Origin of the sequence: Flavobacterium frigidimaris (assembly GCF_002217275.1) — a bacterium.
GTDB lineage: Bacteria > Bacteroidota > Bacteroidia > Flavobacteriales > Flavobacteriaceae > Flavobacterium > Flavobacterium aquidurense.
Window position 1 is genome coordinate 149,130 of the sequence record NZ_MUGV01000018.1, and the last position, 8,833, is coordinate 157,962.

An 8,833-nucleotide genomic window follows, 5' to 3' on the forward strand; every position below is an offset into this window, starting at 1 on the left:
TTTAAAATGTTAAATTAAGGCCAAGCAAGACAGTACGCGTTGAAGGCGTGTTTGTTCCCAATGTCAGCAAACGTCTTTTGTAAAAATCTGTTGTTGCTGCATTTTCATTACCATAGGAGTTGGTTTCAGGGTCCATACCTGTTTCTTTATGGTAAGGTGAATAGATTACGAATGGATTTTGTATGGTACAATAAAGACGAAATCTATCAACTCCTAAATCCTTGATAAATTTTTCTGTGACATTATAACCAAGGGTGATCGTACGAATTTTAACGTAAGAAGCATCAAAGTATCCTAACGTAGATCCGTATTTTGGATTGTCATTACTTGTTGCACCTCCAGGTCTTGGATATTTTGCATCTGTATTTTCTGGTGTCCAATAGTCTACTTTTACGTTTCCTCTACGTCCGCTTAACATATTAAGGTAACCTGATGAAGAATATAGCGTACTAATAAGAACTCCTCCATCCTGAAAAGCACCTACCACGCTAAGATCTAAATTTTTGTAAGCTACACGAGTATTAAAACCTCCCTGAAAATTAGGGTTTACATCTATTATTTGTCTGTCTGCAGGTCCAATTTGTCTTGTAGGTGTACCATCTGCATTAAAATCTCCTGCATATTTAACTTTAATCATTCCTACATTTCCTCCTGGCTCATATTTAGTAAGATTTGCATCTCCCTGTTGCCAAAGTCCTATTTTTTGATAATCAAAAATTACATCAATTGGATGTCCTACAAACCACCAGTTGTTTTCATCTCTGGTTTGTCCTGACGAAAGTGCTGTCAGTTTGTTTTTATTTGAATAATAATTCACCCCAACATCCCAGGACCAACCATTAGCATTATCTACTATTGCACCGTTAAGCGTTAACTCATAACCTTTATTTTGAGTTTGTCCTACATTTGCTGTGTAGCTGCCCACACCTGCTGTTGGAGGCAGGTTGACATCCAGAAGAATATTTTTTGTATCGGTAACATAATATTCAGCTGTACCGGTTAAACGATTTTTGAATAAAGCAAAATCTAGCCCGTAGTTCATAGTTGTAGAATATTCCCACCCTAATTCAGGATTAGGTAACTTAGACACATAGTATCCTGTTGTGGTTGTATCACCAAAATTGTACGGTCTGGACGCTAAAAGTCCAAGTGTTGAATAAGGGGCAACTGCCTGATTAGAAGTTTCTCCATAACCTGCGCGTAATTTTAACTGATCTAACCAGCTTACATTTTGCATAAAAGATTCATTTTTCACATTCCATCCAGCTGATACAGCAGGATAAGTATGCCATTTATGTCCTTCTGCCAATCTTGAAGAGGCATCTGATCGTATAGTAGCCGTAATCATATAACGATTGTCATAAGAATACATCGCACGCGCCATATAAGAGATCAATCCGCTTTTATAATAATCCTGATTGTCCGGGTTAATCGAAATTTCGCCTGCTGCTCTTCCTAAGTTGTAAAATTGAAAAGAATCAGAAGGAATATCTTTTGCATTAACTTGTGATTTGTTATAACTGGTTTGTTCTGAAGAGAACATAGCCACTGCATTCAACTGATGTTTTCCAAAGCTGCGATCGTAAGAAAGCAAGTTTTGGATTGCCCAATTCGTACTAAGCGTGTTAATAATTTGAGCCGTAGAAACGGTTGTTGGATTCACACTAAATACTCCTTCACCTGTATATTGACCTCCACTTGTAGAACGGAAATTACCGCCTAAATCGATATGATATTTTAAGCCTTCTACACCAGGTATCTTTAACTCAGCATATAAATTGTTGTAAGAACTATATGCTTTTGTCTGGTCGATCCATTTATCTCCTAAATTTTCTACCGTTTCTCTGGTATATACCCAGTTTTCATCTAACGGCATTTTAACCGTTCTTTTCAAAGAACCATCTGCATTATACGGATTAGCAATTGGCGTTGTGCTTAATGTGTTGTACAAACTTAAGTTGGATCCGTCTGTAATAGAGTAATTATTATTTGTAGTAAAACCAAATTTAAAATATTTTCCAATTGCCTGATCAACAGCACCTCTTAAAGTTAAACGACTGTAATCCTGTCCTGGCAATACCGCTTCTTCTTTATAATAACTAGCTCCAAAATTGTAGTTACCGGTTTCAGTCCCGCTAGAAACGCCTATATCATGATTGGTTACTATACCTGATCGAAACATCAGCTTTTGCCAATCTGTATTTACGTTATCAGCTTCGTCTACACCATTTGAATAAAGTGGAGCTGTAGAACCCGGTAGCGTCGCTATTTTACGCAAAGCCACAAATTCCGGACCGTCCATCATTGGGAATTTGGCAAAAATGTTTTTCAAACCACTGTACGTATTATAAGTAAAAGTAGCTTTTTGTCCTTTCTGACCTTTATTGGTAGAGATCAAAATAACACCATTAGCACCACGCGATCCGTAGATAGCAGTTGCCGAAGCATCTTTTAAGATGTCAATACTTTTAATATTGTCCGGACTGATATCACCAATTGATCCTGCAAAAGGAATTCCGTCCAATACTACCAGTGGGTTATTGTCTGCTGTTAAGGAACGTGTACCTCTAATACGAATTTGCATTTCGGCACCAGGTTTAGATGAAGTTTGCGTCATCTGAACTCCTGCCAAACGCCCCTGTAAAGCCTGTGTAATATTGGCCGATGGCACTTCGCGAACTATATCTCCTTTAATAGAAGCCACAGAACCTGTTACGGCTTCTTTTCGCTGAGTTCCATAACCAATAACAACAACCTCCTGAAGTGCATTAGAATTTTCCTGTAATACGGCATCAATCTTAGTTTTACCTGCAACGGGCACTTCTTTTGTTGTTAAACCTAAAAAACTAAATACCAACACTCCGTTAGAAGGAACATTTGATATTGTATAGTTTCCATCAAAACCTGTAACGACACCTGTTTTGGTTCCTTTAATATTCACATTTGCCCCGGGAATAGGTCCCTGAGCGTCAGATACCACTCCCGTAACTGTTGTCTGAGCGCTGGCACTCAAAGAAAACAAAAACATCAGGGACAAAAACCCCAAGCTCTTTAGGAGCTTTGATTTGCTTTTAATTGTAAAAAAATTGGTCATAAAAATTGATTTAGATAATTAATAGTAATGGTTGAGTTAGTTTTTTTTTATTGCATAAATATTGAAGTTGGTATACTCCTTTATAAGTCAGTCTGGATCACTTTTTTTAATATTCATTTAACAAATATAAATAAAAAACCAAAACACACAATCGGTTGCGTAATATTTTTTTATTTATATCTAAAAAAATACAGAATTAAAATAGTGTTACTATAATTTTATAATTAAAAAATTGCTTAAACCACAACAAATACACTAATAAAGACAAAAAAATAGTCTTAAATTAATTGATTCAAAAAAATAGCTAATAAAATGATAAAACAACATGAAGCACGCTATATAAAGAAGCTATCACTATAAAATAAAAGTTATCATTACTCAATTCTCTCATTCAGAACACACTAAAACGCAGCAAATACTTTCATAACTGAACCACTAAGAAGGAAGAAATGAAACAATAAAATTATTTTTTATTTACAAATTTGGAATTACACAATCGTTTGTTATAAAACAAAAAAACTCCTACTAAAAAGAAGGAGTTTTACAAACAGAAAAGTATTTTATTTAAAAATAAGTATGGAAATAGCGCTATAAACTACTTCTAAATTTTCTAATTAAAGTTGCATCTTTTTAGCATCTTCAATAAATTGATTCAAACCTATATCAGTCAAAGGATGTTTCAACAATCCTTTAATAGAAGATAACGGTCCTGTCATTACATCAGAACCAACTTTGGCACAATTCACTACGTGCATCGTATGTCTTATTGAAGCTGAAAGTATTTGTGTGTTGAAAGCATAATTATCATAAATCTCCCTGATTTCTGAAATCAAATGCATTCCATCAGTTGAGATATCATCTAATCTTCCTAAAAATGGAGAAACATAAGTCGCCCCGGCTTTTGCAGCCAATAAAGCTTGTCCCGCTGAAAAAACTAAAGTAACATTCGTTCTGATTCCTTTATCTGAAAAATATTTACAAGCTTTGATTCCGTCTGCAATCATAGGCAGTTTCACTACAATTTGCTCGTGCAACGCTGCAAGCTCCTCGCCTTCTCTAACCATTCCGTCAAAGTCTGTTGAAATAACTTCTGCAGAAACATCGCCATCTACAATAGTACAGATCGCCAGATAATGTTTCAAAATATTATCTTTTCCTGTAATTCCTTCTTTAGCCATTAAAGACGGATTTGTTGTAACACCATCTAAAACGCCAAGTGTCTGGGCTTCTTTAATATCTTCTAAATTTGCTGTGTCAATAAAAAATTTCATTGGTTTTTGGTTTAAGTTTATTTTTGATTAAATAATAGCCTTGTATTCCAATTCAACAAATGAATCAGAAACAAGTAAAATGATTTGAAATATAATTTGAAATATAAATAAAACAGTGAAAGAAAGCACTGCGAAGACAATTTGAAAAACTATCTGTTTTGAATAAGAAATTAGTGAAATGGCCGTTGATCTCTTCAACATCAACGGCCATAATTACTAAATAATTCACTTCATTTTCTCTGGCAAATACACTAACCAAAATATTTGCCCGAGACAAAAAAACTACAAAAAACAATCTTGATTTCGATTTAAACTTAACCGAAAATTATTTTTCTTTTGTCAATCAATTAAATGTACTGATTGATGATATTTTCGAACAATTCCTGTTTACCACTTTGTAAATTCAATTCACCATTTTCCTGGGCGATTTTATACAAATCAGTCAAACTTAATTTTCCTTCTTCAAAAGCTTTTCCATTTCCCGAATCAAAAGAACTGTAACGGTCTGTTCTTAATTTATCATAAGGAGAAGATGTGATAATTTTGTCAGCCGTCAATAATGCTCTTGCAAAAGTATCGGCTCCACCAATGTGAGCTAAGAATACATCTTCCATATCGGTAGAATTTCTTCTGATTTTAGCATCAAAATTAACTCCTCCGCCTTGTAGTCCGCCTGCTTTTAAGAAAACTAGCATTGCTTCTGTAACTTCCTGAATGTTATTTGGAAACTGATCGGTATCCCATCCGTTTTGGTAATCACCTCTGTTGGCATCTAAACTTCCTAACATTCCAGCTTTGGCAGCCACTTCCATTTCGTGTTGAAAAGTGTGTTGCGCTAATGTAGCGTGATTCACCTCGATGTTCATCTTGAAATCTTTCTCTAAACCGTATTTATGTAAAAATCCAATAGCTGTAGCCGAGTCAAAATCATATTGGTGTTTCATTGGCTCCATAGGTTTTGGCTCAATGAAGAAATTTCCTTTGAATCCTTGTGCTCTTGCATAATCTCTTGCCTGAGCCAGGAATTCTCCCATGTGATCCAATTCTCTTCCCATATCTGTGTTCAGCAAAGTCATATAACCTTCACGACCTCCCCAGAATACATAGTTTTCTCCTCCTAAAGCAATAGTAGCATCCAATGCCAGTTTTATTTGACCTCCGGCTCTTGCCAATACATTAAAATCCGGATTAGTAGCCGCACCGTTCATATATCTTGGATTAGAAAAACAGTTTGCAGTTCCCCAAAGTAATTTCACTCCTGAAGCAGCTTGTTTTTCTTTCAAATATTCAGTTATGGTAGCCAGTCTGCTTTCTGATTCTGCGAAGGTAGCGCCTTCATTAACCAGGTCATAATCGTGAAAACAGTAGTAGTCAAATCCCATTTTGGTAATGAATTCGAATGCTGCATCTGCTTTTTCTTTTGCGGCAGCGATAGCATCTGTAGGCTGATCCCAAGGAAAATGTTGTGTTCCTGGTCCGAATGGATCTGAACCCTGACCGCAGAAAGTATGCCAGTAAGCAATTGCAAACTTAAAGTGCTCACGCATTGTTTTTCCAGCCACAACCTGATCTGGATTATAATATTTAAATGCCAATGGGTTATCAGACTCCTTGCCTTCAAATTTAATTTGACCGATACCTTTGTAGTATTCTTTATTGCCTAAAACTATCATCTCTTTATTTTTTTTGTGTTAATATAAATTCTAATTCTTGTTTCCATTTTTGGTACGCCTGAACGTATGGTTCTTTATTTTGCAACGGTAAAAAGGTCATTACATGGTCGTTTGTTGTAATACTTGAACCAAATTTCTCAAAATCACCATCGATCAAACCAACTGCTCTTGCTGCTCCGACTGCTCCTGTTGTATTGTAAATTTCGATTTCGTGCCCAATAAGCGTTGCCACTGTATTAGAGAAAATTTCTGAGCGGAATAAATTATCATTTCCTGCTCTGATTACACCAATCGTCGCATTATCATCCTTCAAACATTCCATTCCGTACACAAATGAAAAAGCGATTCCTTCTAAAGAAGCCCTGAACAAATGCGAACTGCTGTGAATATTTAAATTCAGATTCAAAAAGTGAGTTCCGATGTTTTTATTGTTGAACATACGTTCCGCACCATTTCCAAACGGAATAACGACAACGCCCTCAGATCCGATATCAATTTTTGATGCTTTGCGGTTCATTGATTCATAGGTTTCATCGCCCATATTGTTTCGCAGCCATCTGTACTGAATTCCGGCACCGTTAATGTTCAGTAATTTCCCAATTCTTGGTTTAGCTACCTCATAATTAACGTGAACGAAGTTGTTTACTCTTGTGCTTTTATTTCCAGCTGACATTTCGCTAACCGCATAAAACACTCCTGAAGTACCACCAGTCGCCGCAACTTCACCCGGATTTAATACATTTAAAGCCAATGCATTATTAGGCTGATCACCGGCTCTGTAGACTACTGGAATTCCCGTTGGAAGCCCGGATTCTTTTGCACCTTTTTCATTCAAAACTCCCTGATTTGTGAAATTCTCCACAATTGCAGGTGTTAATGACTGATCAATTCCGTAGTAATCTAATAACCAGTCAGCTACTTTGTTTTCTTTGTAATCCCAAAGCATTCCTTCTGAAAGTCCGTTTTTAGTTGTCGTAACATCGCCCGTTAGTTTGTAAGCGATATAATCACCCGGCAACATATATTTGTAGACTTTACTGTATATTTCAGGTTCGTTTTCTTTAACCCATTTTAATTTTGAAGCCGTGAAATTCCCTGGAGAATTCAAGAGATGGCTGAAACATTTTTCTGCTCCAATTTCTTCAAAAGCTTTATCGCCAATAGCAACGGCTCTACTATCACACCAAATTATTGCATTGCGCAATGGTTTGCATGCTTCGTCTACAATGACCAATCCGTGCATTTGATACGATATACCCACACCCTGAATTTTAGAAGCTTCGATATTTGCTTCCCGTATTGCTCTTTTTGTCGCGACGCAAATGTGCTGCCACCAGATTTCCGGATCCTGCTCTGCCCAATCAGCATGCAATGAAACGATCTCCATTTCGTTTTGCGGTTCGTGCAAAACGATTATTTTTTTGCCTGTTGCTGCTTCTACCAAGGCAACCTTGACCGAAGAACTTCCAATATCATATCCTATATAATACATACTCTATAATGATTCTCTTATTGTTAAACTTGTTGCTATATATTGCTGCACCGCTTCATCTGTTGTGATAAAAGCCGCTGCTTTTGTTCCCATTTCTTTAAAATCTGTCGACACCACCGAGATTCCTTTATAAATAAATTTCTTCATAGGCGTTTCATTGTACGATAAAAAACCAACATCGGTTCCCGGTTCTAAATCCTTCTCTTTGCATTGTTCTAAAAAGTGCCCTAAAACCCTGTCACTAACACTTATATACCCAATTCCTTTTTCGATATTGAACTTTTTTGGATCTGTTATGATGTCATATTTAAAATGAAAATCAGCACAAAATTTCTTAAAAGATTCCACTGTTTCTTTTGGATGATTCGTATAATCCGGATAAATAAATTGTATGTTTTTATACTTTTTAAACAAATCAGCTGCTTCTTTCAATGAATTGTAAAATGCTTTTCCGAAATCCTGAAAAACATAATTATTCTCTTTTTTCGAATGAATATTCCAGTCAATCAAAAGCAATTTATCATTCGAAATTGCCGATAATGTTGGTGATACTTCTTTGTGATCAAAATTCATCACCACATATTTGTAATACTTCCCAACGCTGTTATTAATGATTGTTTTAAAAACGTCAATATTATAATGATGAAACTGCACATCTGTAATCACATTGTCCGGTAAATTATTTACAAACGAGTGATACAAAACTTCTTTATATGCCTTGAAAGTATCCAATACCAAAAGCACTTTTCTGGTTTCACCTGATACATAATATCCTTTATTCGGAACAGAATCAATTACATTCTGATCTTTCAAAATTGAATACGCTTTAAAAACTGTATCTCTCGACAACTGATTCTCTTTGCAAATCGAATTTACAGACGGAAGCAAATCTCCTTTTTGCAGAATATTCTCTGCAATGGCATTATTAATTCCGTTAACCAATTGCTGGTATTTCGGAATATCACTGTCGTGATTGATTACAAATACAAATTTTTCCTCTTCTTCGTTTAGCATACTGTTCCGTTCTGTTCTGGTATGCTAAAGTAGGTAAATATTTGTAATAAAAAAATACTTTTTACATTAAAAATGTTAACTTTTAAAATAATTTGGGCGTGTCCCTCCGGGCCGGGCTATCCGTTTCAAGTCCTCGCACTTCCTTCGTCAGGCTCCGGGCTTTCCACTGCTATCCCTCACGCAAATCGTTTTCAAAAGAGGCAGCAGAATACTAATTTTCAAAAGCTCCAGTGGAGCGTACTATTCATAGCAACAATCCCAAAGCTTTCTACAAGCTCCAGCGGAGCGA

General features: G+C 36.0%; 5 protein-coding genes. All 5 read right to left on the reverse strand.

All coding sequences use genetic code 11. From position 1 onward, the window contains the following. Position 1: 1 nt before the first annotated feature. The 5 genes from B0A65_RS11230 to B0A65_RS11255 all read right to left on the reverse strand — a co-directional run bounded on the left by B0A65_RS11230 (position 2) and on the right by B0A65_RS11255 (position 8,544). Complete coding sequence (locus tag B0A65_RS11230) at positions 2–3,094, reverse strand: SusC/RagA family TonB-linked outer membrane protein (RefSeq protein ID WP_074658917.1); 3,093 nt, start codon at positions 3,092–3,094, stop codon at positions 2–4. Between the two features lie 614 nt (positions 3,095–3,708). Next, entirely contained in the window at positions 3,709–4,365 is a 657-nt protein-coding gene (fsa, locus tag B0A65_RS11235; RefSeq protein WP_074658919.1) for a fructose-6-phosphate aldolase, read from the reverse strand. 347 nt (positions 4,366–4,712) lie between these two features. Further along, positions 4,713–6,038 (reverse strand): xylose isomerase, encoded by a 1,326-nt coding sequence (gene xylA, locus B0A65_RS11245; protein WP_074658923.1) that lies wholly within the window; start codon positions 6,036–6,038, stop codon positions 4,713–4,715. Positions 6,039–6,042: 4 nt separating this feature from the next. Then, the gene (locus B0A65_RS11250) at positions 6,043–7,530 is read right to left on the reverse strand and encodes a xylulokinase (RefSeq protein ID WP_074658925.1); all 1,488 of its coding nucleotides are present in this window, start codon (positions 7,528–7,530) and stop codon (positions 6,043–6,045) included. Positions 7,531–7,533: 3 nt separating this feature from the next. After that, positions 7,534–8,544 carry a GntR family transcriptional regulator gene (locus tag B0A65_RS11255; RefSeq protein ID WP_074658927.1) on the reverse strand — a complete coding sequence of 337 codons (1,011 nt, stop codon included), beginning with the start codon at positions 8,542–8,544 and terminating at the stop codon, positions 7,534–7,536. Positions 8,545–8,833: the final 289 nt, after the last annotated feature.